Origin of the sequence: Acrocarpospora sp. B8E8 (assembly GCF_039871605.1) — a bacterium.
Classification (GTDB): Bacteria; Actinomycetota; Actinomycetes; order Streptosporangiales; family Streptosporangiaceae; genus Acrocarpospora; species Acrocarpospora macrocephala.
The window spans coordinates 1-26,365 of record NZ_JBDPLV010000033.1; the positions used below are offsets into that span (position 1 = coordinate 1).

The 26,365-nt window shown below is 68.4% G+C and carries 26 protein-coding genes, 1 tRNA gene and 1 pseudogene; 8 read left to right on the forward strand and 20 right to left on the reverse strand.

The annotated features are described in order from the left end of the window. Positions 1 to 220 (forward strand): annotated as a pseudogene (locus ABGB08_RS28590) (hypothetical protein); the annotation flags it as partial. Positions 221 to 331: 111 nt separating this feature from the next. Here the strand turns inward: ABGB08_RS28590 and ABGB08_RS28595 are convergent. Then, positions 332 to 2,140: a DUF3352 domain-containing protein gene (locus tag ABGB08_RS28595; protein ID WP_347595914.1), complete on the reverse strand. Its 1,809-nt coding sequence runs from the start codon at positions 2,138 to 2,140 to the stop codon at positions 332 to 334. A gap of 85 nt (positions 2,141 to 2,225) precedes the next feature. Continuing rightward, positions 2,226 to 2,561, reverse strand: coding sequence for a hypothetical protein (locus ABGB08_RS28600; protein WP_347595917.1), 336 nt, complete (start codon positions 2,559 to 2,561; stop codon positions 2,226 to 2,228). 127 nt (positions 2,562 to 2,688) lie between these two features. On the opposite strand from ABGB08_RS28600, the gene ABGB08_RS28605 reads away from it, so the two are divergent. Continuing rightward, the gene (locus ABGB08_RS28605) at positions 2,689 to 3,483 is read left to right on the forward strand and encodes a thioesterase family protein (protein WP_347595920.1); all 795 of its coding nucleotides are present in this window, start codon (positions 2,689 to 2,691) and stop codon (positions 3,481 to 3,483) included. A 122-nt stretch (positions 3,484 to 3,605) separates the two neighbouring features. On the opposite strand, the gene ABGB08_RS28610 is transcribed toward ABGB08_RS28605, so the two are convergent. The 12 genes from ABGB08_RS28610 to ABGB08_RS28665 all read right to left on the reverse strand — a co-directional run bounded on the left by ABGB08_RS28610 (position 3,606) and on the right by ABGB08_RS28665 (position 17,290). Beyond that, complete coding sequence (locus ABGB08_RS28610; RefSeq protein ID WP_347595923.1) at positions 3,606 to 4,916, reverse strand: RICIN domain-containing protein; 1,311 nt, start codon at positions 4,914 to 4,916, stop codon at positions 3,606 to 3,608. Between the two features lie 332 nt (positions 4,917 to 5,248). Then, on the reverse strand, positions 5,249 to 5,512 hold the full coding sequence (locus ABGB08_RS28615) for a hypothetical protein (protein ID WP_347595926.1): 264 nt from the start codon (positions 5,510 to 5,512) through the stop codon (positions 5,249 to 5,251). A 25-nt stretch (positions 5,513 to 5,537) separates the two neighbouring features. Beyond that, on the reverse strand, positions 5,538 to 6,311 hold the full coding sequence (locus tag ABGB08_RS28620; RefSeq protein ID WP_347595929.1) for a toxin glutamine deamidase domain-containing protein: 774 nt from the start codon (positions 6,309 to 6,311) through the stop codon (positions 5,538 to 5,540). Between the two features lie 701 nt (positions 6,312 to 7,012). Next, a complete protein-coding gene (locus ABGB08_RS28625; RefSeq protein WP_347595932.1) occupies positions 7,013 to 8,707 on the reverse strand; it encodes a molybdopterin-dependent oxidoreductase in 1,695 nt (564 codons plus the stop codon). A gap of 263 nt (positions 8,708 to 8,970) precedes the next feature. After that, a complete protein-coding gene (gene rdgB / locus ABGB08_RS28630; RefSeq protein ID WP_347595935.1) occupies positions 8,971 to 9,576 on the reverse strand; it encodes an RdgB/HAM1 family non-canonical purine NTP pyrophosphatase in 606 nt (201 codons plus the stop codon). Between the two features lie 48 nt (positions 9,577 to 9,624). Further along, positions 9,625 to 10,341 carry a ribonuclease PH gene (gene rph / locus ABGB08_RS28635; protein WP_347595938.1) on the reverse strand — a complete coding sequence of 239 codons (717 nt, stop codon included), beginning with the start codon at positions 10,339 to 10,341 and terminating at the stop codon, positions 9,625 to 9,627. A gap of 5 nt (positions 10,342 to 10,346) precedes the next feature. Continuing rightward, positions 10,347 to 11,099 carry an MBL fold metallo-hydrolase gene (locus ABGB08_RS28640; protein ID WP_347595941.1) on the reverse strand — a complete coding sequence of 251 codons (753 nt, stop codon included), beginning with the start codon at positions 11,097 to 11,099 and terminating at the stop codon, positions 10,347 to 10,349. Beyond that, on the reverse strand, positions 11,096 to 11,935 hold the full coding sequence (murI, locus tag ABGB08_RS28645; RefSeq protein WP_155355407.1) for a glutamate racemase: 840 nt from the start codon (positions 11,933 to 11,935) through the stop codon (positions 11,096 to 11,098). Before murI ends, ABGB08_RS28640 begins: the two co-directional genes overlap by 4 nt. Before the next feature lie 117 nt (positions 11,936 to 12,052). Further along, positions 12,053 to 14,578: an FtsX-like permease family protein gene (locus ABGB08_RS28650; RefSeq protein ID WP_347595945.1), complete on the reverse strand. Its 2,526-nt coding sequence runs from the start codon at positions 14,576 to 14,578 to the stop codon at positions 12,053 to 12,055. Positions 14,579 to 14,581: 3 nt separating this feature from the next. Continuing rightward, positions 14,582 to 15,325, reverse strand: coding sequence for an ABC transporter ATP-binding protein (locus tag ABGB08_RS28655; protein ID WP_347595948.1), 744 nt, complete (start codon positions 15,323 to 15,325; stop codon positions 14,582 to 14,584). 115 nt (positions 15,326 to 15,440) lie between these two features. Next, positions 15,441 to 16,103: a response regulator transcription factor gene (locus ABGB08_RS28660; protein ID WP_347595951.1), complete on the reverse strand. Its 663-nt coding sequence runs from the start codon at positions 16,101 to 16,103 to the stop codon at positions 15,441 to 15,443. Continuing rightward, the gene (locus ABGB08_RS28665; RefSeq protein WP_347595954.1) at positions 16,100 to 17,290 is read right to left on the reverse strand and encodes a sensor histidine kinase; all 1,191 of its coding nucleotides are present in this window, start codon (positions 17,288 to 17,290) and stop codon (positions 16,100 to 16,102) included. The genes ABGB08_RS28660 and ABGB08_RS28665 overlap by 4 nt, the downstream gene beginning before the upstream one ends. Before the next feature lie 376 nt (positions 17,291 to 17,666). On the opposite strand from ABGB08_RS28665, the gene ABGB08_RS28670 reads away from it, so the two are divergent. Next, the gene (locus tag ABGB08_RS28670; RefSeq protein ID WP_347595956.1) at positions 17,667 to 17,867 is read left to right on the forward strand and encodes an Arc family DNA-binding protein; all 201 of its coding nucleotides are present in this window, start codon (positions 17,667 to 17,669) and stop codon (positions 17,865 to 17,867) included. After that, the gene (locus ABGB08_RS28675) at positions 17,864 to 18,241 is read left to right on the forward strand and encodes a type II toxin-antitoxin system death-on-curing family toxin (protein ID WP_347595959.1); all 378 of its coding nucleotides are present in this window, start codon (positions 17,864 to 17,866) and stop codon (positions 18,239 to 18,241) included. The genes ABGB08_RS28670 and ABGB08_RS28675 overlap by 4 nt, the downstream gene beginning before the upstream one ends. Before the next feature lie 9 nt (positions 18,242 to 18,250). Here the strand turns inward: ABGB08_RS28675 and ABGB08_RS28680 are convergent, their stop codons facing one another. After that, a complete protein-coding gene (locus ABGB08_RS28680; protein ID WP_347595962.1) occupies positions 18,251 to 18,637 on the reverse strand; it encodes a nuclear transport factor 2 family protein in 387 nt (128 codons plus the stop codon). Between the two features lie 73 nt (positions 18,638 to 18,710). On the opposite strand from ABGB08_RS28680, the gene ABGB08_RS28685 reads away from it, so the two are divergent. Continuing rightward, on the forward strand, positions 18,711 to 19,274 hold the full coding sequence (locus tag ABGB08_RS28685; RefSeq protein ID WP_347595965.1) for a helix-turn-helix domain-containing protein: 564 nt from the start codon (positions 18,711 to 18,713) through the stop codon (positions 19,272 to 19,274). Positions 19,275 to 19,376: 102 nt separating this feature from the next. Here the strand turns inward: ABGB08_RS28685 and ABGB08_RS28690 are convergent, their stop codons facing one another. Further along, positions 19,377 to 20,270, reverse strand: a complete 894-nt coding sequence (locus ABGB08_RS28690; protein WP_347595967.1) for a LysR family transcriptional regulator — start codon at positions 20,268 to 20,270, stop codon at positions 19,377 to 19,379. Positions 20,271 to 20,427: 157 nt separating this feature from the next. On the opposite strand from ABGB08_RS28690, the gene ABGB08_RS28695 reads away from it, so the two are divergent. Beyond that, entirely contained in the window at positions 20,428 to 21,327 is a 900-nt protein-coding gene (locus tag ABGB08_RS28695) for an MBL fold metallo-hydrolase (protein WP_347595970.1), read from the forward strand. Positions 21,328 to 21,407: 80 nt separating this feature from the next. On the opposite strand, the gene ABGB08_RS28700 is transcribed toward ABGB08_RS28695, so the two are convergent. Further along, positions 21,408 to 22,040 (reverse strand): TetR/AcrR family transcriptional regulator, encoded by a 633-nt coding sequence (locus ABGB08_RS28700; protein WP_347595973.1) that lies wholly within the window; start codon positions 22,038 to 22,040, stop codon positions 21,408 to 21,410. 392 nt (positions 22,041 to 22,432) lie between these two features. On the opposite strand from ABGB08_RS28700, the gene ABGB08_RS28705 reads away from it, so the two are divergent. Continuing rightward, positions 22,433 to 23,566, forward strand: a complete 1,134-nt coding sequence (locus tag ABGB08_RS28705) for an NAD(P)/FAD-dependent oxidoreductase (RefSeq protein ID WP_347595976.1) — start codon at positions 22,433 to 22,435, stop codon at positions 23,564 to 23,566. A gap of 198 nt (positions 23,567 to 23,764) precedes the next feature. On the opposite strand, the gene ABGB08_RS28710 is transcribed toward ABGB08_RS28705, so the two are convergent. Both ABGB08_RS28710 and bcp read right to left on the reverse strand, forming a co-directional pair. Continuing rightward, positions 23,765 to 23,838 (reverse strand) — tRNA-Leu (locus tag ABGB08_RS28710). 99 nt (positions 23,839 to 23,937) lie between these two features. Beyond that, positions 23,938 to 24,411, reverse strand: a complete 474-nt coding sequence (bcp, locus tag ABGB08_RS28715; protein WP_347595978.1) for a thioredoxin-dependent thiol peroxidase — start codon at positions 24,409 to 24,411, stop codon at positions 23,938 to 23,940. A gap of 130 nt (positions 24,412 to 24,541) precedes the next feature. On the opposite strand from bcp, the gene ABGB08_RS28720 reads away from it, so the two are divergent. Beyond that, positions 24,542 to 24,946, forward strand: coding sequence for a DUF3618 domain-containing protein (locus tag ABGB08_RS28720; protein WP_155355390.1), 405 nt, complete (start codon positions 24,542 to 24,544; stop codon positions 24,944 to 24,946). Between the two features lie 78 nt (positions 24,947 to 25,024). On the opposite strand, the gene ABGB08_RS28725 is transcribed toward ABGB08_RS28720, so the two are convergent. Then, positions 25,025 to 26,206: an amino acid deaminase/aldolase gene (locus tag ABGB08_RS28725; RefSeq protein WP_347595981.1), complete on the reverse strand. Its 1,182-nt coding sequence runs from the start codon at positions 26,204 to 26,206 to the stop codon at positions 25,025 to 25,027. Positions 26,207 to 26,365 lie beyond the last annotated feature (159 nt).

Sequence of the window (26,365 nt, forward strand, 5' to 3'; positions counted from 1 at the left end):
CACCGCGCACCGCGCACCGCGCACCGCGCACCGCGCACCGCGCACCGCGCACCGCGCACCGCGCACCGCGCACCGCGCACCGCGCACCGCGCACCGCGCACCGCGCACCGCGCACCGCGCACCGCGCTGCGGGCTGCCTCGCCTGACGGCGGGCCATCCCCTCCCCGGGACGGCATTTATCCCCGCCCTGAAGGGTGGGCCTTCTGCGGCTTCTCGGTAAAGTGTCGAACGAAACGCCCGTCTCCAACTCTCAGGGGAGACGGGCGTTTCTTATGATGCCCGGCCGGGCGTCTATGGGTGGGTGTCCCGGCCGGGCACCGAGGGATGGTCGTTAGTTGAACAGGACGCGGAGGCTGAAGCTGGCTTCGGCGCCCGAGTAGTTGGCGCTCAGGCCGACCGCGCGCAGGGCCTCCAGGTTGGCGCGCTCCTCGCCCTGGAGCGAGTTCAGGTAGAGCTTCTCGATCTTGTCCAGGTCGGCGTAGAGGGCGAAGTTGGCGTCGGCCGCGTTCGGGATCGCGAGCTGGAAGGTCTCGCTGTCCTTGAGCGAGCCGGTTTCGGCGAGCTTGGCCGCGTACTCCTCGGTGGTGGCGACGACGAGCTTGTCGTCACCGGCCTTCTTGATCAGCTCGAGCGTGGTGCCGGTGTTGGCGAGCGCGAGCTCCACCTTCTCCAGCACCTGCTGGGCCTTCGCCGGGTCGGTGGACAGGACCGTGCCGACGTTGGGCAGGTTGCCGTCCAGGCCGTTCTCGTCCAGCGCGAGGGTGATGCTCTTGCCGAGGACCACGGCGAGGTCGTCCGGCAGGGTCAGGCCGAACTGCTGCTGGGCCTGGTCCACGAACTGGTTGAACGAGGCGCCCTCGGGGCCGGCGGCGCCCGCCGTCTTCAGGATCTCGCTCCACTGCTGGCTGAGCACGTCGCCCAGACCGGAGATCGAGAACGCGGCGGCGGTGCTGTCCGGCAGCTCGCCGATCCTGGTGGGTTCCAGGTCGCCGGTGATGGTGGTGTCCACGCCGCGGGTGATGCCCGCGATCTCGGCGTAGTCGCCGTCGAAGCGAAGAGCGCCGGCGAACCGGCCGTCCTTGACCTTGTCGACCAGGGCCTGGTCCACGCTGCCGCTGAGCCCCGAGTCCAGGAGGCTCTTGGCGCTGGCCCAGAAGGACATCACGCCGGGCTCGCCCAGTGCCTCCATGTCTCCGGCGAAGTCGGCGTTCTCGGCCAGCGTGGGGGCGGCGGCGTACTTGTCGGCCTCGCCCTGGGTCTCGGCGAGGATCACGTAGCCGTCGCGGAACACGTAGCCGGCCTTCTCCCCCTCCGCGGCGTTCATCTTGTCGATGAAGGCGCGGGTGGCCTCCTCGTTGCTGGTCTGGATGGCGACCGCGATGCCCACGGCGGCCTGCGGGTCGCCGCCGCTCGCCTTGGCGGGCTGGGAGAACGCTACGCCGACGCGGCTGCCGAGCCACGGCTCGACGTCCTTGGCGTAGTCGATGTCCTTGAAGTTCGGGCTGCTCTCCCGGAGCGAGTCGAACAGCGCCTTGCGCGGGTCGTCACCGCTGAAGACGTCCTTGGTGGCGTTGAACTTGCGGGCGATGGTGAACAGCGCCAGCTTCTGGTTGGCGGCGGGGTCGAGGTCAAGGCGGACGTAGGCGAACGCGCTCGCGGGCAGCACCTCGTGCGGCTGGGTGCCGCCGCCGCTCAGCGCGTTCACGAGGTAGAAACCGCCACCGCCGACGACGCCGGCGAGCACGGCCGCGATCAGCGCGATGATCCAGCCGCGGCCGATGCCACCGCCGCCGCGCCTCGGCTCGGGGCCGAGCTGGACGGGCGGCAAGCCGTAGGCGAGCTCCTCGGGCTGCTGCCACTGCTGGTACTGCTGCGGGCTCGGGGGGTAGTCCATCCGAGTCTGGTCGCCATACGGCTGCTGCTGCTGAGGGTACGGCGGCTGCTGGACCTGGCTGGGGTACTGCACCCGGGTCGGGTGCTCATCCTGTCCTGCCGGTCCGGGGTACGCCATGCGCGTCGGCTGGTCGCTCTCCGGTTGACCGTAGGGCCCGTACGACGGCTGAGGGGTGCGGTAGTGGACGGTCCGATCCGGGTCCTGGTTCTCGGGGAACGGGAAGCCGGGGGGGTTCTCGGCAGGCATCTTCTCAACTCACATCAGAGGGTTTATCTCGGCGAGCTTGAAAATATGCCACATTGCCTGCGATTCGCTTGCAGTGTGCTTGATGTTAGTCCCGTTTGAGATCTGTGACTGGTCCTTTGAGGTGGATTTCGCCGGTATGGCTGGATTCGATGAGGTCCCAGGGGACTACCTTGCTGTGGGCGTACAGCAGGCGGGTGAAGTTCTGGAGGGCGCCGGTGAGCTTGCCGTTGGCGTCGCGGTACACGCTCAGCAGGAAGGGCGCGCGGTTGCGCGAGACGAGCAATCCCGCCGATTCCGGCTCTTCCGGTTTGCGGAACCAGCCCCTGCGTTCGCGGATCATCTTCACGTCGACGACATGGCCGACCCAGATCCCGCGCGAATCCCACACCGATTGGCCGATCAGGTCCCGGGCACCCAACATAGATCATCCCCCCAATGGGAGTCTGCCCGTGGATGCCGTGTTTTCCCTGATCAGATGGCTAATGGCCCGGCCAAGAAGGCATATGGCCTAAGGTATCCGCCAGAACAACATTCGGTGAGGGGGGTATATGACGCGGTTCGACGAGGCGACGAAGGCCACGCGTGTCGACGCGACGACCTACGAGGTGTGCCTGGACGACGGCTACTTGATCGGTGGCCCGCTCCACGGCGGCTACCTGATGGCCACTCTGCTCCGCGCGGTCGTGGACGCGTCCCCGCACCCGCATCCGGTCTCCACGAGCGTCCAGTTCCTGCGCTCCGCCCGCCCCGGCCCCGCCCTCGTGCACCTGACCCCGCTCAAATCCGGCCGTACGACCACGGTCACCCAGGCCACCCTCACCCAGAACGGCGACCCCTACCTGGCCACCCTGATCACGACCGCCACCCTCGATCCCGACCCCACGCCCTTCTACTCGATCCCGCCCGCCACGCCCATGCCCCCACTCGACGACTGCGTGCGGCTCCCCGACCCCAAGCCCGACTCCCAGATGAACCTCAACGCCCAGACCGACCTGCGCTTCGACCCCCCGACCGTCGGCTGGCTCAGCGACACCCCCACGAACCACCCCGAATCCCGCGCCTACTTTCGCCTGGCCGAACCCCAGGACCCCGACCCGTACGTCCTCGCCCTGGCCGTCGACGCCCTCCCTCCGGTCGTCTTCTCCGCCGGCCTGCGCGGCTGGGCCCCCACCGTCGAACTGACCTGGCACCTACGCGCCCTCCCCGCCCCCGGCTGGCTCACCATCCTCGCCTCCGGCCGCCTCATCTCCGACGACTGGTTCGACGAGGACGTCGAAGTCCACGACTCCACCGGCCGCCTGGTAGCCCAATCCCGCCAGCTAGCCCGCGTCGGCCGCGGCTGAAGAGAGGCCGAGCCGCTCGCCGCTATCCGGCGCCGTTCACGGTGGCTGGATGTCGCCAGGACACCCCGGCATCGGCAGGATGCCGACGTCCAGCCACCGCTCCCGCTCGTGAGCCTCCCGCCTCAGCTCTGGGCGACCAGCCGGTAGGACTGGGCGGCCGTGCCGTTACACGAGTACTGGACGAGTTGGACCCCGTCAGCGGTGGACGCGGCTGGGACGTCGAGGCACTTGCCGCTGTTGCGGTTGACGAAGTGGTAGTAGCCACCTCCCTCGGACACCGGCTGCCACTGCTGGTTGTTGCCGCCCCCGTACGTCCAGGTCTGAATCGGGGCGTTGTCGGCGGTCGACACGTTGGTCACGTCGAGCGCCTGGGCGCTGTTACCGCGGTTGTTGACGCGCACGAAACCCCCGCTCGTCGGCGCGAACTGGTACTGCTGAGCGTTGGTCGCGTTGCAGGTGTACTGCTGGATCGCGGTTCCGTTGGTGGTGCCGGCCGCGCGGGCGTCGACGCACTTGCCGCTGCCCCTGTTGACGACCGAGTACCACGTCGTCGGGGAGATCGGCTCTGGTGTGGGCGGCGGTGTGGGCGGCGTGGTGCCGCCTACGCCGCCCAGCCAGAGCAGGCCGTTGATCAGCCACTGGTTCTGCTGGGCGCTCGCGAAGGTCGACGACGTACGCGTATTCGTGGAGTAGTTCATAGCGTTGTGGCCGAAGTTTGCGTACAGCATCTTGTACTTCGTGTTGGTCCACATGACGGGGTAGAAGCCGCTGCGCCACTGCTGGTTCGGGTCCGTGCCGACCGGGAAGCTGGCGGCGTCAATCGACGCCAGGATGTCGATGTCGGGGTTCTGCCGCAGGTCACGGCTCCACGAGTACCACTCGCTCACCGAGGACTGGATGGTCGCCGGTAGTCCTGCCGTGGACGGGTGGCCGCGATCCTCGATCTTCAGGGTCTCGGCGGTCGGCCCCCAGGTGTTCGTCTGGAACGCGCCCGAGCCCAGCAGGGTGTTGTAGTACCAGCTCCATGAGCTGGGGTTGGTGGTGAACGCGCTGACGTGGAAGCCCATCCAGGCTCCGCCGTTCTGCATGTAGGTCTGGAACGCGGCCCGCTGGCTCGCGGGCGGGGCGTCGTCCAGGAACATGATGACCTTGTACTGCGACAGGCCCGCGGCGCTGAGGCGGCTCCAGTCGGTCGTCGCCTCCCAGGTGAAACCGTACTGGGCGCCGGCCGTGGGGAACCATTCCCTGGCCTCTTTGTCGAAGTCGATGTGGGCGGCGTCCCAGGTGCCGTTGTAGAAGGCGAGCACCTTGAACGGGGCGGCGGCCTGCCTGGTGACGGCGCTGGTGGCGGGGCTGACGGTGAAGCCGATGGAGGCCGCGACGGTGATGCCGACGAGTGCGGCGAGGGAGCGTTTCACGAATTTTCTGGGCACAGGGATCCTTCAGCTTGGGGGAGTGGCTGGTGCCGAGAGTGATGGCCGCCGGTGCCTGGCCTGCCATTGCGTACGCGCCGATGGGCGACCGCGCCTCCGTGCCAACGTGGGGACGGCGGAAGCCTTCAGGGCCTTTCCTTAGGAAAGTTTACTAATTATAAGCCTTGGTTGAGGCTACGATCAGTCCGGGTCCGCTGTCAATGCCGGGGTCAGGAGGGTGTGAGAGCGGTGTCAGAGACTGGGCACGCCAAGATCATGGCGCCGCAATGCGCGAAATGACGTGTGGTCCCAGGCCGGGTAGCCAGGCTGATCCTGCCTATGGCGTAGGTGTTCTAGCGAGGGGTCGGGTCGGGCCAGAGTTCGGCTACCACTTCTGGTGGGAGGAGGGGGCGGACGGAGACCTCGCCGGTGTGGCGGTCGATGATGATGCAGGCGCCGCCGACGATGTCGGGTAAGACGGTGGGGTCCTCGGGGGTGGGTTCGCGGGGCCAGGCGACGTAGCCGGCGTCGAAGGTGTAGACGGCGATGTCGAGCGGGTGGGGGCGGCCGCCGTTGAAGTAGTCCTCGGCCAGGGCTCGTGCGCTTTCGGGGGTCATCGCGCACGCTCCGGGTGTGGGCGGGTCAAATTCGCTGGCCGGTGTGGTCGATGATGACGCAGAAGACGCCGGTGACGTTCTCGTAGGGGGGTTCGACGGCCATGTGGCCGCGCTGGGCGTCGATCCAGAGGACCTCGCCGCCGGAGTTGACGGCGTTCCAGGCGTGGCTGCCGCCGTTGGGCCAGCGGGTGATGAGCATGGCGGCGGCGCCCTGGCCACCCGTGAGCAGGCGCTGGGCGATGGTGGAGTAGGCGCGGCGGCCCTGGCCCAGATACTCGAATCGATGACCTAGCCACTGTTCGGCCCTGGCCACCCCGCCGGTCTCGCCGGACAGCACGGGCTTGCCCGCGCGGTCGTATTCGGGCTGGCGCGGCGCCGCCACCGCGGGTTCGCCGTGCCAGGTGGACAGGACGGCGAGGGCGCAGTCGATCGCGTTGGTGGACCGGAAGGGGTCCTCCGTCGGGCCCTCCGCGTTGATCAGCCGGATCCAGGTGCCACGCGGATCCGGGAAGCGGCCGACCGCCGCCTGCAGCAGGTCCTCCTGCGTCTGCGGGTCCGGCCGGGCCAGACCCCCCGCGATCCCGTACGGCCTGGCCTCGTCCAGGCGGGGCGGACGGCAACCACGATCGAACCAGTCGTTGCCGACGCCCGAGCTCCGCGGGAGGGACGGACGCTCATCCAGCGTCGGGGCCGGCGTCTCGGCGGCGTGCTCATAGTCACGCCAGCGGCGGCCGTCACCCGTGACGACGGGGTTGTAGACGCCGCTCGGCAGCCGCCACCGCGACTGACGATCGGCCATCCCCCTGAAAACCAACTGCAGGCCCCTCCCCCTCAGGATGTCGATCGTAGAGGCCGCTCCCGTCTGGTAAGTCGTATTTCCCAAATCATGCCGCTCAGCTGGCCAACCCAAGAACCGGCCGCCACACGAAAGACCACGCGTCGGCGCAGCCGGGATTAACGGCTTCCACCAGGACGAAGACGCCGATCGGAGGGCCAGTCGGCTCGATGCTGTGCGCCCAGCATGGGCGATTGCTTGGGGGAGAGGTCTCCTGGGGGCAGAGGTGCTAACCCCGAGCCGGAGGCAAGGACGTCATCGTGCGGTGAGGGCTGGAGGAAGCCCTGCACCGAGGGACACGAACCGCGTATGAGGCTGGGCGGCTTGGGCGAGCTGCGCGGAATGGCCGGCTTCCGTGGGCACGGAGGGCTTGGTCGGATGGTCGATTGGCTTAGAGCGCCTAACAGAATGAGCAGGTCGCCGCGTTACTCGCCGTTATCCGGCGCCGTTCACACAGGTGACGGTTCTCGCCGCACCGGCGCCAAGAGCGGCAGCGGCGTTCTGTTGGGCGTTCTTAGCGCATGCTGCGTGGCGGGTGGCTTCCATTTGGACGGAGATGCCGGTTGGTTGGTCGATTGGCTTGGCGTTTGCTGCGTGGGGTGGTGGTTTCCATTCGGACGGAGAGGGGTCGGTCGGATGGTCGACTGCCGGGGCAGTCTGGCCGGTTAGACGGCTTCCATCAGGACGGTGGGATAGCCGGTTGCGCCGTTGGGGGCGGGTGGGGCGCCGTTGGCGGTTTGGGTTTGGCCGGTGCCGTCGGTGGCGCGGCAGCGGATGGTGTGGAGGCCGGGGGTGAAGTCCCAGTCGATCGCCCACTGGCGCCAGGTGTCGGGGCCGGGGACTTCGGCGAGGCGGGCGACGCGCCAGTCGCCGTCGTCGACTTGGACTTCCACCTTTTCGATGCCGCGGTGCTGGGCCCAGGCGACGCCGGCGATCGTGTTGCGGCCGGGTTTGACCTTGTTGCGGGGGACGTCGATGCGGGAGCCGGTCTTGATGGGGCCCATGGCGGACCAGCCTCGGGGGGTCCAGTAGGCCTCGTCGAGGTCGTAGCGGGTGACCTTGATGTCGGTGACCCATTTGGTGGCGGAGACGTAGCCGTACAGCCCGGGGACCACCTGGCGGACGGGGAAGCCGTGGGAGACGGGGAGGACCTCGCCGTTCATCGCGATGGCGAACAGGGCGTCGCGGCCGTCCATGACGATGTCGATGGGGGTGCCGCAGGTCCAGCCGTCGCTGGAGGTGCTGAGCAGCATGTCGGCGTTGGCCTGCAGGCCCGCCTCGCGCAGGACGTCGGCCATGCGCACGCCGAGCCATCGGGCGTTCCCTACGTAGGGGCCGTTGACCTCGTTGGAGACGCAGGTCAGGGTGACGTCGGCTTCCATCAGCGGGCGTTTGATGAGGTCGTCGAAGGTGATCTCGATGGGTTTGTCCACCATGCCGTGGATTTTCAGGGTCCAGCTCTTGGGGTCCACGGCGGGCACGACGAGGGCGGTGTCCACGCGGTAGAAGTCGTGGTTGGGGGTCGAGAAAGGGGACAGGTTCGGGATCTTGAATTCCACTCCGGCGGGGAGGGGCGGCAACGGCGTGGCCGCGGTCGGCAGCGCCTTGGCGACGGCCGTGCGGGCACCGGAGACGTCGTTGCGGCCGGAGAGGAGCTGGCCCGCGATCCCGGACACACCCGCGACGCCCACACCCACGCCGACGCCGGTCAGCAAACGACGCCTGCTGAAGGCATGCAGCTCGGATCCCGCCCGCATCACGGGCGGCATTTCCGGCTTCTCGGAATCGTCACGTTCCGTTGCCGCGTGTGAATCGTCATGCTCCGCCGCAGCGTGCGCATCATCGGATTCCGCTGCGGCGTGCGAATCATCGGTTTTCGCCGCAGCGAGCACTTCGGCGCGTTCCGACTCGGCCCAGGGGGGCGGCTCCAACCGCCGGAACAGCGACGACAAGGTCATCGCCCCGGCTCCGGCGCCGATCAGGGGCGGCAGGATGGCCAGCGGCCCCGCCTCGGCTCCGGTGAGGACGGCGACCATGCCGACCAGGCCGAAGAGCCACAGCCCGGCCACGCCGAAGCCCACCCGGCGGCGGGAGAGCACGCCGAGGGCGGCGGCGAGCAGGGCGACGACGACGAGGATGCCGCCGATGAGCACGTTCTTGTCGTTCTCGCCGAAGGTGCGGATCGCCCATTCCTTCAGCCACAACGGTGTGTTGTCGACGGCCGAGTTTCCGACCGCGATGATCGGCGAGGTTCCGCCGAAAACCCCGGCGACGAGCTGGGCGATACCGAGCGCGACGGCTCCGGCCGTCACCCCCGCCAGAGCGGCCGCCCAACCGGGCGGGCGAGTGCGTGGTTCCACACTCCAGACGCTACGCCTACCCAGCGACAGAAGATCTTACGAGCGGGTTACGAGGCGATCGAGATCCCCGCCAGCTCCCACATGAAACGACAGTCAAGACACGGTGGTTCTCCCACCCACCCATCCCTTTGTTTCCCTCGGGCTCCGCCCGCCCCCGCCAGCGCCGTGGTGTTTCCGCGAAGAAGTCCAGGGTGTATCCGCGAAGACTCCACGGTGGTCTCCCGCGAAGACTCCCATGGTGGCTCTCAAGCGAAGGCGCCAGGTCAGGAACCGAGGACCTCGATGATGACCGGGATCAGGGCGCGGAAGGATTTGCCCCGGTGGCTGATGGCGTCCTTTTCGGCGGCTGGCATTTCGCCCGTGGTGCGGGTTTCGCCGTCGGCGACGAAGATCGGGTCGTAGCCGAAGCCGTTGGTGCCCCGGGGCTCGCGGATGAGGGTGCCGGTCATGATGCCGTCCACCACCCGTTCCTCGCCTGAGGGCAGCGCGAGCGCCGCCGTACAGGTGAAGTGGGCCTGGCGGCGGTCGTCGGGGACGTCGGTGAGCTGGGCCAGCAGGAGGGCCAGGTTGGCCTGGTCGTCGCCGTGGCCGCCTGACCAGCGGGCCGAGAAGATGCCGGGCATGCCGTTCAGGGCGTCGACGCAGAGGCCGGAGTCGTCGGCGACCGCGGGCAGGCCGCTCTCCTTGGCCACGGTGTGGGCCTTGAGCAGGGCGTTCTCCGCGAAGGTGAGGCCGGTTTCGGCCACTTCGCCGATCTCGGGGAACGCCTCCAGGCCGACCAGATCGATGGGTACGCGCGCGTCCGCCAGAATCCGGCGGAACTCGACGATCTTGCCCGCGTTGCGGGTCGCCAGCACTAGACGTGTCATTCCATCCCCAAACAGAAGCCAGACCTCAATGATCGGGCTCGTGCGCGCTCAGGCCAAAGCGATTTTCTGCAGCTCGGTCAGCTCGGCGCAGCCGGCCGCGGCCAGGTCGAGCAGCTCGTCCAGCGTGTCCCGGTCGAAGGGAGCGCCTTCGGCCGTGCCCTGCACTTCGACGAACGCGCCCTTGCCGGTCATGACCACGTTCATGTCGGTTCCGGCTTTCACGTCCTCGACATAGCAGAGGTCCAGCAGCGGCGTGTTCCCCACGATCCCCACCGAGACGGCCGCGACCGAGTCGACCAGCGGATCGCCGGGGCACATGCGCTTCTTGCGCATCCAGGAGACCGCGTCCACCAGCGCCACATACGCGCCGGTGATCGCGGCGGTGCGGGTGCCGCCGTCGGCCTGGAGTACGTCGCAGTCCAGGATGATCGAGTTCTCGCCGAGCGCCTTGTAGTCGACGCACGCGCGCAGCGAGCGGCCGATCAGGCGGGAGATCTCGTGCGTCCGGCCGCCGATCTTGCCGCGCACGGATTCGCGGTCGCCGCGTGAGTTGGTGGCGCGGGGCAACATCGCATACTCCGCCGTCACCCAGCCGAGACCGCTGCCTTTGCGCCAGCGCGGCACCCCGCTCTCCACCGTCGCGGCGCAGAGCACCTTCGTGCCGCCGAACTCGACGAGGACCGAGCCTTCGGCGTGGGCGAGCCAGTTCCGGGTGAGTGTGACGGGCCGGAGCTGGTCGGGCGTACGTCCATCAGAGCGAGCCATGACCTTCACCCTAGGTCATAGACCGCACCGCTTCTGGCCAACTCCAGCCGCCCGGTGAAGCCCGCGGTGGCGGCTTCGGACAGGATGCGGTCGTGGTCGTACCAGGGTACGAGGTGGGTCAGCACCAGGCGGTCCGCCCCGGCCTTGGCGGCGTGCTCGGCGGCTTGGCGGCCGTTGAGGTGCAGGTCGGGGGTGAGATCGGGGAGATCGAGGAACGACGCCTCGCAGAGGAGCACGTCCGCGTCCCTGGCCAGCCGGACCAGTTCGGCGCACTCGCCGGTGTCGCCGGAGTAGGCGACCGAGCGGCCCCCGTACGAGATCCGGAATCCGTAGGTTTCCACTGGATGGTTCATCAGCGCGGTCGTCACCTCGAAGGGGCCGATTTGGCGGCGGTCCGGGGTGAGGGCGTGGAAGTCGAAGGCCGATTCCAGGGTCGGCTCGTCGGGCATGCCGTAGGCGCGGTTGAGGCGGCGGGGGGCGTCGGCAGGGGCGTACACGGGAATGCGGGGGAACGGACCGCCGGGGCTGTAGGTGCGCACGACGTGGTAGGAGCACAGGTCGAGGCAGTGGTCGGCGTGCAGGTGGGACAGGCAGATGGCGTCCACCTCGTGCAGGCCGATGTGGCGCTGGAGCGCGCCGAGAGCGCCGTTGCCGAGGTCGACCACCAGGCGGAAGCCCTCCGCCTCGAACAGGTAGCAGGAGGCCGGGCTGTCCGGCCCCGGGAAGCTCCCCGAGCAACCGACGATCGTGAGTCTCACTGAGACCTCCCATTTCCGGAAACGTCCGCGATCGTGGGTGCGTCGCCGATCGTCGCCATCTCGACTGCCTGGATCTCCGGCCCCAGGAACCTCCGCCCCAGTCGCGCGAACGGAGCCGGATCACCGGTCGCGCGGAACCGGTGCCGCGGCACGTCCGCGGACCGGTTGAGCCCCCGATCGTGCAGCACGCGGTAGACGTCCTTGGCGGTCTCCTCGGCGCTCGACACCAGCGTCACGTCGTCCCCCACGACGTAGGAGATGGCCCCGACCAGCAGCGGATAGTGGGTGCAGCCGAGGATGAGCGTGTCGCAGCCCTCCGCCAGCACCGGCGCGAGATAGTCCCGCACCGCCTCGATCAGCTCCTCGCTGTCGGTCTCGCCCCGCTCCACGAACTCCACCAGCCGCGGCGCGGCCACGCCCACCAGCTGCACGTGCGGCGCGGCCGCGAACGCGTCCTGGTAGGCCATCGACTCGATCGTGGCGCGCGTCCCGATCACCCCCACCCGCCCGTTCCTGGTGGCCCGCACCGCCCTGCGGGTAGCCGGCTGGATCACCTCCACCACCGGCACGTCATAGCGCTCCCGCGCGTCCCGCAGCACCGCCGCGCTGGCACTGTTACAGGCGATGACCAGCATCTTCACTTGATGCGCGACCAGGTGATCCATCACCTCCAGCGCATAGCCCCGGACCTCCGCGATGCTCTTCGGCCCGTACGGCTGGCGCGCGGTGTCCGCCACATACAAGATCGACTCGTGCGGCAACTGGTCGATGATCGCCCGCGCCACGGTGAGCCCGCCGACACCGCTGTCGAAGATGCCAATACTTCCGTGCAACATGCTTCCCAAGGTTAAGGGACCACCCCCGGGCACTCCCGGTAAGAATCCTCAGAACCATGTGTGTTTGCCCGAACCGAGGAACGCCCGCCCTCAGGGGTGAGAGCGGGCGGGGGGACCTCAGGTGCTGGCGAGGGCGTCCACGATCGAGGCGCGGGAGGCGCGGCGGGCGGGGAGCAGGGCGGCCAGCACGCCGGCCAGGCCGGACAGGACCAGGAAGAGCAGGATCAGGTCGGCGGGGGCGCGGAAGAGGATGTCGAACGGGAGGGTCTGCATGGCGGACCACCCGAAGACGACGCCGAGGGTGATGCCGATCAGCGCGCCGATCAGGCCCAGCAGCAGGGCTTCCAGGGAGAGCATGCGGCGGAGCTGGGGGCGGGTCAGGCCGAGCGCGCGGAGCAGGGCGGATTCGTGGGTGCGTTCGTGGACGGACAGGGAGAGGGTGTTGGCGATGCCGAGTACGGAGATGAGGATGGCCAGGCCCAGCAGGCCGCCGAAGATCATGAGCATCATGTCCAGGGCGTCCTCGAACTCGCCGCGGATCTCGGTCGAGCTGGTCACCAGCGCGGTCGGGTACGGCTGCGCGATCGCCTCCACGGCCCGGCGCGCGACGTCGGGGGCGACGCCGTCCTTGGCGTTCACGTAGACGGCCGCGTCATCAAGTGCGCCGAAATATCGGTCGAATTCCGCCTGCGGAATGGTGATGGGGGCCAGGTCGCTGCTATCCCGGTCAAAGGTCGCGGCGATCTTCAAGCTGACCGTTCCGGCTTGTTCGGTCTTCAGCTGGATCGCGTCGCCCACCTTCCGGCCCAGAGACCGGGCCGTGCCGTCGACCAGGGCGACGGTTCCGGGGACAAAGGCGTCGAACGAGCCCGTGGTCGCCTGCGGCCGGAATTCTGGCGATGCCGGGAAGTTTCCTACCTGGAATTTCTCCGTACCGGAGCCTTCGAGGCGCGCCTCGACGCGCTGCATCTGGATGACCGAACCGACTTCGGGGCTCTGGCGGAGCGCGGCGGCCAGGGCGCGCGGGATGCGGGAGTCTGGGCCGCGCTGTTCGGAGATCATGTAGTCGACCGGGAACTGGGCGTCCAGCTGGGCGTTGATCGTGGCCCGGGTGGTGGCGGTGATCACGGAGATCAGCGTCATCAGGGTGACGCCGATGGTCAGGGCCACGGTCGTGGTCGCCGCGCGTTTGGGGTTGCGGCGGGCGTTGTCGACGGCCAGGCTGCCGGGCACGCCGAACAGGCGGCGCGGGAGCCAGCCGACGAAACTCGCCAGCGGGCGCATGATGACCGGGCTGAGGATGAGCACGCCGAGGAAGAAGAGCGCGCCGCCGGCCATGATGACGATCAGGGCGTCGTCGCCGCCGTCCATGGTGATTCCGGCGATGGTGACGCCGGTTCCGGCGAGGAGGAAGAGGGTCGCGAGGATCGTCCGTACCAGACCGGCTTTGAAGGCTTGTTCCTCTACCTGGGAGCGGAGGGCCGCGATGGGGGCGACGCGGGTGGCGGCGCGGGCCGGGAGCAGGGCGGCGCCGACGGTGACGACCAGGCCGATCACCACGGCGAGGATGATCGTCCGGGGGGCGAGGGAGATGGCCGCGCCGCTGGGGACGGGCGCGTCGAGCAGGTCCAGGCCGGCCATCGCGCCCGCGCCCAGGCCGAGGCCGAGCAGGAGGCCCAGGCCGGAGGACAGGATCGCGACGACCACGGATTCGAGCAGGATCGAGCCGAATATCTGGGCGCGGGTCGCGCCGATGCAGCGCAGCAGCGCCATCTCGCGGGTGCGCTGCGCGACCAGGATGTTGAACGTGTTGTAGATCACCAGAGCGGCCACGAACATCGCGATCAGGCCGAACAGCAGCAACATCAGAGTCAGGTAACTGGTTTCGACATTGCTCTGGGCGGCCAGCTCGTCGGCCAGCTGGCTGCCGGTCTTCACCTCGTAGTCCGCGCCGATGGCCGTGGCCACCGCGTCTCGCAGCCGCGCGGGGTCCGAGCCCTCCGCGCCGGCGATGTCGACTTCGCCGAAGCCCTTGGCGCCGGTCATGCGCTGGGCGGTGTCGGTGGTGAAACCGACCGCGCCGGTGTAGGCCAGGTTCTGGTTCACGCCGGTGTCGAAGAGCCCGACCAGGGTGAAGTCGTTCCTGGCGCCCTTCGCGTCCAGCACGGTGATGGTGTCGCCGATCGCGAAGCGCCTGGTCTTGGCGGTGTTCTCGTCCAGGATCGCGTCGGCCGGCCGGGCGGGGAAGTCGCCGCTGGTGACGATGACGCGGTTGAGCGAGCCGGTGGGGACGGAGATGGCGGTCGTCGGGATGTTGCCCGCCGCCTTGCCGTCCCGGCCGAGCAGCGGGGTCGGGCCTTGGAGCAGGCCCTGGGCGTCGGCGACGCCGGGAACCTTCCGGATCTGCTCCAGGACGTCGGCGGGGATGATGGGCGCTCCCTGGGCCTCGGGGTCGTCTTTCGGCTTGACCGCGACGCTGATCTTGGCGGCGTCGGCGGTGAACTTCTGCCGGAAGCCGACCTCGATCGTGTCGGTGAGCACGAACGTTCCGGCGATGAAGCCGACGCCCAGGGTGATCGCGAGGGAGGTGAGCAGGAGCCGGAGTTTGTGTGCTCGCAGCCCCGCCAGGGTGGTTTTGAGCACCGGTCAGGCCTCCAGCTTCAGCAGCGTGTCGAGCACGGTCTGCGGCGTGGGCTCGGCCAGCTCGCTGACCATCAGGCCGTCCCTGAGGAAGATGACCCGATCGGCGTAGGAGGCGGCGCCCGGGTCGTGGGTGACCATCACGATCGTCTGGCCGAGCTCGCGGACCGAATGGCGCAGGAACGCCAGCACTTCGGCGCCGCTGCGCGAGTCCAGGTTGCCGGTCGGCTCGTCCGCGAAGATCACCTGGGGTTTGCTGATCAGCGCCCGGGCCACGGCCACCCGCTGCTGCTGCCCGCCGGACAGCTCGCTCGGCTTGTGGGAGAGCCGGTCCCGCAGCCCCACCGTGTCGATGACCCGGTCGAACAGCACCTGATCGGCCTGCCGTCCGGCGATCTCCAGGGGCAGCCGGATGTTCTGCTCGGCGGTCAGCGTGGGCAGCAGGTTGAAGGCCTGGAACACGAATCCGACCCGTTCCCGGCGCAGCAGCGTCAGCTGCTTGTCGGACAGGCGGGTGATCTCGGTGTCGCCGACGGTCACGCTGCCCTCGGTCACCGTGTCGAGACCGGCCAGGCAGTGCATGAGCGTGGACTTCCCCGAGCCGGACGGGCCCATGATCGCCGTGAACGCCCCCGTGGCGAAGCTCACGTCGACCCCGCGCAACGCGTGCACGGCCGCGTCGCCCTGCCCGTATATCTTGGTCAGTCCCTTGGCCTCGACGGCGTGCCGGACATCAGTGGTAATCGTCATGGCAGCAACGCTAGGGCGCGCTGCCCGGCGAAGCCTCGGCCCTCGGGACGGGCTCGGACTGGTCCTCGAGGAGCCTTCGGCGGGGGGGTGGTGCGACTCCTGAGGTAGCCGGGGGTCAGCCTTTCGGCCGAGTGGTGATCAGGCCGCTCTCGTACGCGTACACGACGGCCTGGGCGCGGTCCCGCAGTTCCAGCTTGGCCAGAATGCGGCCTAGATGGGTCTTCACGGTGGCTTCGGCCAGATGCAACTGGCCGGCTATCTCCACGTTCGACAGCCCGCGGGCGACATGCAGGAGCACCTCACGCTCCCGCGCCGTCAGCACCCGCGGGTCCCGCGTCGGCCTGGCCTCATTCGGCAGGTACGCGACGACGAGATCGAGCAGCCGCCGGGTCGTGCTGGGCGCGACGACGGCATCGCCCGCGTGCACCGAGCGGATCGCGCTGAGCAGATCGTCGGGCGGCACGTCCTTCAGCAGGAAGCCGGACGCGCCCGCGCGAATGGCGGCGAAGGCATACTCGTCCAGGTCGAACGTGGTCAGGATCAGCACCTTCGGGGCGTCGGGCTGGGCGAGGATCAGCCGGGTGGCCTCGACGCCGTCCATCCGGGGCATGCGCACGTCCATCAGCACGACATCCGCGCTGATCTCGCGGAGCGCCGTCACGGCGGCGGCGCCGTCGGCGGCTTCGGCGACGATCTCGATGTCCGGCTGGGCGCCCAGCACCATCCGGAATCCCGCGCGGACCAGTTCCTGGTCGTCGACCAGCACCACGCGGATCATGCGGCTCCCTCGCGAAGGCCCGCCGGGAGCCGGGCGACCACGAGGAACCCGCCGCCGGTGCGGGGGGAGGCGTCCATCGTTCCGCCGTACATGGTGACGCGTTCCCGCATGCCGATCAGCCCGTGACCGCCTTCGCTCACGAGGGCCGCCGCGCCGCGCCCGTCATCGACCACTCTGATCACGATCTCCCGCCCGCCGGCTTCCACCCGCACGTCCGCCCGGGCCTGCGGCCCGCCGTGTTTGAGGGTATTGGTCAGCGCTTCCTGAACAATCCGATAGATCACCAATTGCTCGCCCTCGGGCAGGCCGGACAGGTCGCCTTCGACGGTCATGTCCACAGGTAGGCCTGATTCCCGTACTTGCCGGACGAGTTCCTCCAGTTGCCCCAGGCCCGGCTGGGGCTGGTAGTCCTCCGTTCCGGCGGTGTCGTCCCGCAGGACGCCCACCAGCCGCCGCATTTCGGTCAGTGCCTGCCGCCCGGTGGCGGAGATGGCCTGGACCGCTCGGCGTGCCTGTTCGGGATCGTTGTCGATCGCGTATCCGGCGCCGTCGGCCTGGACGACGATCACGCTCACGTTGTGCGCCACCACGTCGTGGAGTTCCCGGGCGATCCGGGCCCGTTCCGCCGCGGTGGCGATCAGCGCCTGCTGATCCCGCTCCCGTTCGGCGCGTTCGGCGCGATCCTCCAGGCCCTGGACGTATCGTTGCCGGATATTTGTGTAAATGCCGCCGATCCAGATCGCTGTCACGAATACCGATGCGTTGAGGAAAATTTCCAGCGTCAGGTCGTTCCATGTCCGCAGGGCCAGGTAGGTGCCGATCTCCGCGACCACGGCCGCCGCGATCGCCCATTCCAGTCGGCAGCGGGCGGCGACGCCGTACATGCCCACCAGGACCGCGAGATTCGCGGGCAACGGTTCGATCCCCACCAGCCACTGGACCAGGCTGATCCCCGCCACCGCCGCGAACACCGCACGCGGGTAGTTTCGCCGCCATGCCAGCGGGCCCAGCAACATCACCGAAAGCGCGATTGCTCCCGGCACGCCGAGCCGCACGCTCGGCGCCATCAACGGATCATTGACATACTCCGGCACCGCGGCCAGACAGAACAACACCAAGGGCGCGATGGTGACCAGGTCCACCACCGCACGATGCCGCCGCCCCCAGGCCCGCAGTCTGCCGAACATGCCCCCACGATATGTATGGCCTGCTCAATCGCGGTCCGCCTCAGGGCTGATTCGCGAGTACGACTCAGGTCGCAGATCTCGCTTACACGCCCCTTACGACTTCTCCAGCATCATCATTTACGGGAACGCCCCTTGGGGTAGGTAAAGGGATACGAACTGATGGTGGAACTCGAGAAAGGGTCGCGCGGTGCCAGGACACACCGCGCGACCCGCCCACCACACCGACCCTCCAAAGACCACGGCGGAGTCACTCCGAGGCTGCTGCGGGCCCCGGAGTCGACTCCGCCGGCCAGTTCCGCCAATTGACGCCAGCAGAGTGAACTCTCGTCGTTGATGGGATCGTTCGGAGGTACCGTGCTTGGGTACCATCGCTTTTATGGAACTTCGACTTCGGTTGCCGGATGAGATCCATGCGCGGTTGCGTGTCGTGGCCGATGAGGATGGCAACAGTCTGAACAGCGAGATTGTCATCGCGATTGAAGAGCATCTGGCTCGTCGGCAGGAGAGTGCTGTGCGGGCCATCGCGCGTAAGGTCGCTCAGCGCGATGCCGAGCTTCTGCACCGGCTTTCGCAGTGACGGTGTTCCTCACGACGACGGATGTGCTGGCGATCGCGGAGGAGATCCTTCCCTCGGTTGGATTGCGCGATGGGGGGCAGTTGCACGCGGCTGTTTTCCGGCCGCAAACCAGTTTGTACGGCGAGGACGCCTACCCCGATCTGTGGACCAAGGCGGCCGCCCTCATGCAGAGCCTGATCATCGGTCACCCTCTGATCGACGGCAATAAACGCCTGGGCTGGACTTCCGCTGTGGTCTTTCTGGAGTTGAACGGCCAGATCTTGACCGGCACGGATACCGATGCCGCGGAGGCGCTGGTGATCGCCGTCACCACCGGCGAACTCGATGACGTCAGCGAAATCGCCAAGAGACTTCGCGACCTCGGCGACGGCTGATCGGCCGGGTCATGCGGGAGCCAGCGCCGCAGTCATGGTGGGGACGTCCTGGTATTCGCGGAGCTGGAGTATTCGGCCGTTTCGTACGCGGAGGATCATGACGAAGGGGGCGGTGGCCTGGTCGCCGGTGGTTGTGTGGGTGCCGGCGATGGAGTATTCGGCGATGATCACTTCGGGGTCGCCGGTGTCGTGGATGACGAGGTCGCGGAATTCGTCGAACCGGACGGGCATGGTGGCGCGGGCGCCGGCGAGGGTGAGGAATTCGGTGCGGTTCAGGCGTGGGCGGCCGGGGTTGAACGGGAGTTCGATGATGGCGTCGTCGGCGAAGAGGTGATCGATGCTGCCGTTGGTGAGGACGGCCTCCTGCCAGGCGGCGAAGGCTTCGCGTGCGTTCATGGGAGGACCTCCGGGCATATAATCGGATTCGTGACTCCGCTTAGAAGATACGGAGTGATCACTCCGTTTGTCAATGGATAGGCCGCTGCGCGCCGACGCCCGGCGCAACCGGGACCGCGTGCTGGCCGCGGCAGACGCCGTCTTCGCGGCCAAGGGCCTGGCCGCCTCGACCGAGGAGATCGCCCGCGAGGCAGGAGTCGGCGTTGGGACGGTCTTCCGGCATTTCCCCACCAAGGAAGCCCTCCTGGAGGCCGTCTTCCTCGCGCGCGTACGCATCCTGGCATCCAAGGTCGACTCCCTCACCCCCGAGGGAGCGGGCCCCGCCTTCTTCGCGTTCTTCGCCTACACCGTCGAATCGGGTGCCATGTACGCCGATGTCCTAGCAGCAGGCCGTACCGGCGAAACCCAGATCGGCCGAGAACTGGCAAATGCCCTGGACGGCCTACTGACCCGCGCCCAACAGGCAGGCGCAGTCCGCACCGACATCACCCTCCCCGACCTGATGGCCCTCCTGTCAGGCGCGGTACACGCTGCCAGCCACGCGACCCCCCCATCCCGCGACCGCCTACTCACAGTAATCACCGACGGCCTCCACCCCAGTGCCACTACCGCAATCTCCCACCGGCCACCTGAATGAGTTCTGACGCGCCACGTGTGCCACTACGCCACCAAGCGCTGCCACGCTCAGCTTGGCCAGCCGTGGTCACGATGCCCGCACTTGTGTGCGGCTCGCCGTCCGTCAGGCCGGGTGGCTGCTCGTCGGCGGAGCTGTCGAGCGGTAGATGGCTGCGGCGATCTGGGTGAACGAGCGGATGAGTCGGTCGGTGTTGGTGGTTTTCCAGGCGACGACGACGTGGCTGGGTGGCATGTCGGCGAGGGGGACGGATGTGAGTCCGTCAGGAAGGGCGTGGGCGAGTGGTGTCAGTCCGATCGCGCCGTTCCAGAGAACGCCCTGCAGGCACTCGTGGACGGTGCGTACTACGGGACCATCTCGGAGCTCACCGGTAGGCGTGGTGCCGTTCCAGTAGGCGCGCCAGAGGGGATCGGTTCCCTCGGGCAACTGGAACCACCGGCGGCCAGCGAGATCGCGTAGGTGCAGGGTGTCGTGGCGGGCGAGCGGGTCGTCGGTGCGCAGGACTACGCCGACGGGGTCGGAGCGCAGCACATGGGTGCTGATGCCGGTGTCGTCGAAGGGCGTCCTGGTGAGGGCGACGTCGACGAGACCTGCGCGGAGCCCCGTGGTCGGGTCGGTGAAGTCGGTTTCTCGGATGTGGACATGGACGCCGGGGTGGCGCCGGCGGAAGGCGGCGGCAAGGCGCGTACCGACCTGTTCGGCGCTGTCGGCGAGAGTGCCGACGGTCATGGTGGCGCCGCGGGCCGCGGCGGTGACCCGGGCGCGTGCCTGTTCGGCCTGCTCCAGCAGCGTGCGCGCCTCGTCGTAGAGCGCGGTTCCCGCGACGGTGAGCGTGACTCCCGTGGCTGAGCGATGCAGCAGCACGGTGCCGAGATCGGTCTCCAACCGCTTGATGGCCCGGCTCAGCGGCGGCTGGGTCATGTGCAGGCGGACGGCAGCGCGCCCGAAGTGGCGTTCCTCGGCGACGGCCACGAAGTAGCGCAACAGGCGTAAGTCCATCACCAGCGACGATACCCGAACAGTATCGGGTGTGTGGAATCGGTGTTGGACGCCTCGAACAGCCCCGCGATGGACTGGAAATGACTCGACCGGCCGCGACATGACCTGGTGCCGAGCCACCCAGCGGCGGTCCTGACCTCCTGAGGAGTATCAATTAATGGCCGAATACCCGTTCCCGGAACCTGTTGTGCGGATCACAGATGTGCGGGAACTCGCTCGCGATCTGGTTGTGATCCCGAACCAGGGCGTGCAGCTGGTGCCGAACATCGGCATTATCGGCGGCACGCATTCCGTGCTGGTCGTCGAGACCGGAATGGGCCCCCGCAACGCCGAAACCGTGCTCAAATTCGCGGCCGACTACGCGGGCGACCGCAAGCTGTATCTGACCACGACGCACTTTCACCCCGAGCACGCGTTCGGTGCGCAGGCGTTCACCGGGTTCGCGACCTTCCTGATCAACAGGGCGCAGGCCGAGGACCTGGCCACCAAGGGCGCCGGCTACCTCGACATGTTCGCCGGACTCGGTGAACCGGTCGCCCGGCAGCTGGAGGGCGTCGAACTGGCCATTCCGGACGTCGTCTACGACAACTCCTACGACCTCGACCTAGGCGGCCGGATGGTGCAACTGCGCGCCACCGGCCGGGCACACAGCAAGGGCGACCAGGTAATCACGGTCCCCGACGCCGGGGTGATGTTCACCGGCGACCTGGTGGAGGCCGGGCAGTTCGCCATCTTCCCGTGGTTCCCGCCGCACGACACCGACGTCTCCGGCATCCGCTGGATCGCGGTGATGGACCGGCTGGCCGCCGCCGACCCGCAGGTGGTCGTCCCCGGCCATGGCGACATCGGCGGCCCGCAACTGCTGGCCGATGTCCGCGACTACCTTCAACTGCTGCGCGACGAAACCTGGGCACGCCGGGACTCGGCCATGAGCGAGGAGACGATCACCGAGGAGGTCACGGCCCTGATCATCGAGCGGCACCCCGAATGGGCCGGGCGGGAATGGATCGAGCGAGGCATCGGCTGCCTGTGCGCCGAGCACGTTGTGGACCCATGACCCCTAACTCAACAACAGGTCGAGGTGCTGCACCGCGGTCCGGTGGTGTCTGTCGGTCACTTCCGTGGTGGTCGACGGTGTCATGGCCGAACCAGGGGTCCGGGTGCGGCTGAAATGCCGTGCTCGATCGCGTCGAACGCTTGGTTCAATCGCTGTTGATGGTCCGTCGCGATGTCGGCGAGGTCGTCGTCGGCGAGCCGGCGTCGGACGGTCGCGACGGCGACGATGCGGTACGCGGCGACAATGAGCGCGGCGAGGAGCGCACTGTCCCCGGAGAAGCGCTTGTCGGATTCGAGTTCCTCGGTCAGCGCCGCCTCGATCTCGTGCTCGAATACGCGAAGCCGTGCGATCAACGTCGGGGCTTCTAGGACGATCCGCAGGAACGGTTCGATCCCCTCCTCCAGGCCGGACAGCCCGTGTCGTTCCTCGGCGAGGGCGAGGAGGGTCCGACGGATCGCTTCGACAGCGCCGACATCGTCTGCCCGCTCGCGGACGGCAGCCCGCGCGATCTCGACCGCGTCGGGAAGGCGGTCGAGCAGAAGGTCCTCTTTGCGTTCGAAGTGGGAGAACACGGTCACCTTCGACACCCCCGCTGCGGCGGCGACCTCAACGATCGTGACGTTGTCGAAGCCGCGGTCCAGGAACAGCCCGGTCGCGACATCAGCAATGTGCGCCCGGGTCTTCGACCCACCACGGTCTCCTCGATTGGGCATGCACAACGACTCCTCGGCGTGTTAGGTTTACTCGGTAAGTTTACCGGGTAAGCAAACCGGGTAGGTCCTGCGACAGAGACTAAGGGGTGCGTTGTGCAGAAGACGGATGTGACCGTCGTCGGAGCCCCCTGTCTCCGGTACGGGCCTGAGGCGGCCTCGTGCCGGAAGCTGCCTCATCCACCCGTCGCACGACATATCCACGACGGTGCCGAGCCTGGCTCTAGAGCAGACGCCCGCACCTCGGGCCATCGCCTCGACCGGTGTGACCGCGCCACCGAACTGCCGCAACCGCACCGCTCGTAACCACGACGACGCGGCCCACTCGCGCATCCAGACCATTTCCCATGCCGTGCAGGCTTCTGTCGGCGCGCGCTCGACCCTGAAGGAGCACCATGTCCACTCCCGTCACGATCATCGGCGCGGGCCTCGGCGGCCTCACGCTGGCCCGCGTCCTGCACGTGCACGGCATCCCGGCAACCGTCTACGAGGGGGAAACCTCCCCGACCGCGCGCACCCAGGGCGGCTTGCTCGACATCCACGACTACAACGGCCAACTGGCTCTGCAGGAAGCCGGCCTGATCGAGGAGTTCCGCAGCCACGTCCTGGAGGGCCGTCAGGCGAGCCGGTTCCTCGACCGGGACGGGACCGTCCTGGCCGACCAGCCCGATGACGGCACGGGTGGACGCCCCGAGATCCTCCGCGGCGAACTGCGCCAGATCCTGCTCGACTCCCTCCCGGCCGGTAGCGTCAAGTGGGGCCACCGGGTCAGCGGCGTGGCCGCCCTCGGCGAGGGCCACCACGAGGTGACCTTTGACGACGGCACCACAGTTGTCACCAGCCTGCTGGTCGGCGCGGACGGCGCCTGGTCACGGGTCCGGCCGCTGCTGTCCGACGCCACCCCCGAGTACACCGGCATGTCGGCCGTCGAAACCCACCTGTTCGACAGCGAGACCCGGCACCCTGCCACCGCGAAGGCGGTCGGTCCGGGGGCGATGTACGCTCTCGCGCCGGGAAAGGGGCTCCTGGCGCACCGCGAGAGGGGCGGAACCCTGCACAACTACGTGTTTGTCACCGAGCCGCAGTCCTGGTTCGCCGCCATCGACTTCACCGATGCCGCCACAGCCGCCGCACGGATCGCGCAGGAGTTCGACGGTTGGGCCCCCGAGCTGACCGCGCTGATCACTGACAGCGACACCCCGCTGGTCCTGCGCCCCCTCTACACCCTGCCGATCGAACACCGGTGGGATCGGGTGCCGGGGGTGACCCTGCTCGGCGACGCCGCCCACCTCACGGCCCCGAACGGCGAAGGCGCCAACCTGGCCATGTACGACGGCTCCGAACTCGCCAGGGCCATCGCCGTCCACCCCGACGACGTCGAAACCGCCATCACCAAGTACGAGCAGGCCATGTTTCCCCGCAGCACCGGGGCCGCCGCCGAAGGCACCGAAGGCCACGAGCTCCTCTTCGGCGAGGGCACGCCCTACGTCTTGCTCGGCATGGACATGGACGACGAGCAGCCCTCATGAGCACCACCAGCCACGAACCTCCGGGGTGCCAGTACTCCCGGTGCCGCTGGACCGACGCGGACACCCGCTGACCCTACCGATGCCCGGCAAAGCGAGACGGCCGTGCACGCCTGGTCGACCTCGAACCGGGCGAGTGCGGTCGACGACGACCGGGCTCATCAGCATGACAACCGCTGGTTCGCGTACGTCCACCAAAAGTGGGGCTGGCGGGACTCGAACCCGCACCGGCATGATCCTAAGTCATGTGCCTCTGCCAATTGGGCCACAACCCCATTGTTTAATTATTGGGAATTCGGTATTTCTGGACCGGGTCCCGGGTGGCACCCATCTTAGCGGGTGGTGGCTGGTGGGAGGCACCCGGTTTTCCGGGGTCAGGAAATGCCCAGGTCCTTTAGCAGGCGGGCGACATGGCCGGTGGCTTTCACATTGTAGAGGGCTTTTTCGATTTTGCCCTCGGAGTCGATGACGAAGGTGGAGCGGAGGACGCCGGTGATGGTCTTGCCGTAGTTCTGCTTCTCGCCGTAAGCGCCGTACGCCTTGTGGACCTCCAGGCCGGGGTCGGAGAGCAGGGGGAAGGTCAGGGCGTCGCGCTCGGCGAACTGCTGGAGCTTGGCGGGCTTGTCCTTGGAGACGCCGAGGACGGTGAGGCCGTGGCCGGTCAGCGCGTTCAGGTTGTCGCGGAAGTCGCAGGCTTGTTTGGTGCACCCAGGGGTCATCGCGGCGGGGTAGAAGTACAGGATGACGCGTTTGCCGCGGAAGGACTTCAGCGAGACCTCTTCGCCGCCGGCGTCGGGCAGGATGAAGTCCGGTGCGGCGTCGCCGGGCTCAAGTCTGGACTGGCTCACTTCGCCTCCGCGTGGCGTGCTCTGGAATATCCGGGTCGCGACGGCAACAAACTACCGGGTCGGGCGGCGTCCGGGGGCCGTACCCGACCTGCCACACTGATCACAGACGAGACAACAGGAGGGGATCGTCATGGCGGACACCGATCCCGAGGCGCTGGAGCGGAAGATCGAGCGCACCCGGACGGAGCTGGCGCGCACGGTCGACGCCATCGCGGACCGGGTCAGCCCCAAGCGGGTCGCGGAGCGCAACGTGGCCAGGGTGAAGGCGCAGGCCGAGCATGTCGTCACGACGATCGGCGACTTCGTGGGCGGGGGAGCGCAGCGGCCGAACGGGGCCGGACGCGGGCTGGGCGCCACGAGCCCGGTCGCGAACGGGGCCGCGCCCGCCGCGGCGAACGGGGCGGCGAGTCCCGGCGAGGCCGAGGGATGGGAGGACGAATACCCGCCCCCCAACATCGCGCCCATCCTGATCGGCGTGGGGGTCGCCCTGGCCATCGGCGCGGCGATCATCATCATGCGCCGCCGCCGGAGGTAGCACGCCGTTATCCGGCGCTGTTCGCGTTCGTACGGCTCCTCGCCGCACCGGCGCCAAAAAGGGGCTGCCCGGTTGTCCTCACAGGAAGGCCTTGCCCTCGCCTCGGTAGGTCGGGACGGTTCCGGTGATTTCTGGGCCCTCGATGAGGTGGAGGGCGGGGAAGTGTTCGCAGAGTTCGCCGGCTTTGGCGTGGCGGAACCAGACGCGGTCGCCGACGCGGAGGTCGTGGGCGGCCTCGCCGAGCAGAGGCGTCTGCACTTCGCCCGCGCCCTCGTCGGGGTGGTAGCGCAGGCCGGCCGGCAGGTACGGCTGCGGGAGCCGGGTCGGGCCGGGAGCGCCGGAGGCGTGGTAGCCGCCGCCCAGGACGGTGGCCACGCCGGGGGCGGGTTTGCGGACCACGGGCAGGGCGAACAGGGCGGCGGGGATGCCGGTAAAGTCGCGGTAGAAGTCGAAGAGGCGCGGGTGGTAGAAGCCTGAACCGGCGGCTACTTCGGTTATCGCCCTTTCTCGTACTGTTCGCTCAATGCTGCCGGTGCCGCCGCCGTTGACGAATTCGAGGTCGGCCACCTGGCGTACGGCTCGGACGATTCGGCCCCGGCGGACGATGAGCTCGCGCTGGGACAGGGCTTGCATCCAGCGGACGGCTTTGCCGTACAGGCCGGGGAGGTTGTCGCCGACGCCGGCGATCTGGGACTCGTACGACAGGAGCCCGACGAGCCGGAGGCCGGGGCGTTTGGCGATGTGGGCGGCGAGTTCGGTGGCTTGGTCCGGTTCGCGGACGGGGGAGCGAAGCGCACCCGCGCGGAACTTCCCCGCCATGGTGATAAATCCGGCGTCGATATCAAGACATATCCGGATTTCGTGGGGGAGGCCGTCGAGGAGGTCCAGGTGGTCGGAGGAGTCGATGGTGAGGGTGATCTCGCGGGCCGCTCGGGCGTCGGCGCCCAGGGTGGCGATGGCGGCGCGGTCGGCGGTCGGGTACGCGACGAGGATGTCGGTGAAACCACAAGAAGCCAGCCACAATGCTTCTTCGAGCGTGTACGCCATGATTCCGGCGAAGCCCTCCATCGCCAGCACACGTTCCAGGATCGCCCGGCTCCGGATGGACTTGCTGGCCACCCTGATCGGCTTCCCGGCGGCCCGCCGGACCATGTCGGCGGCGTTGGCGCGCAACGCGTCCAGGTCCAGCACCGCGAAGGGCGGTTCGAGCGCCGCGGTCGCCCGGTCATAACGGGCTGCCGAGGCTTCAGCAGATGTCATGAAATCTCCAGGCATCGCGGTCGATGTCTGCTAGGCAGCTTAGTCCGCCCGGCGTATGTGAGCTGGGTTCATGTTAACCGGCTACGTCGCAAACAATCCGGCTTCGCCCCTGCATGATCGGGCAAAGTGGCGGGTGAGCCGCCCGGTGGCCGCCGCGTC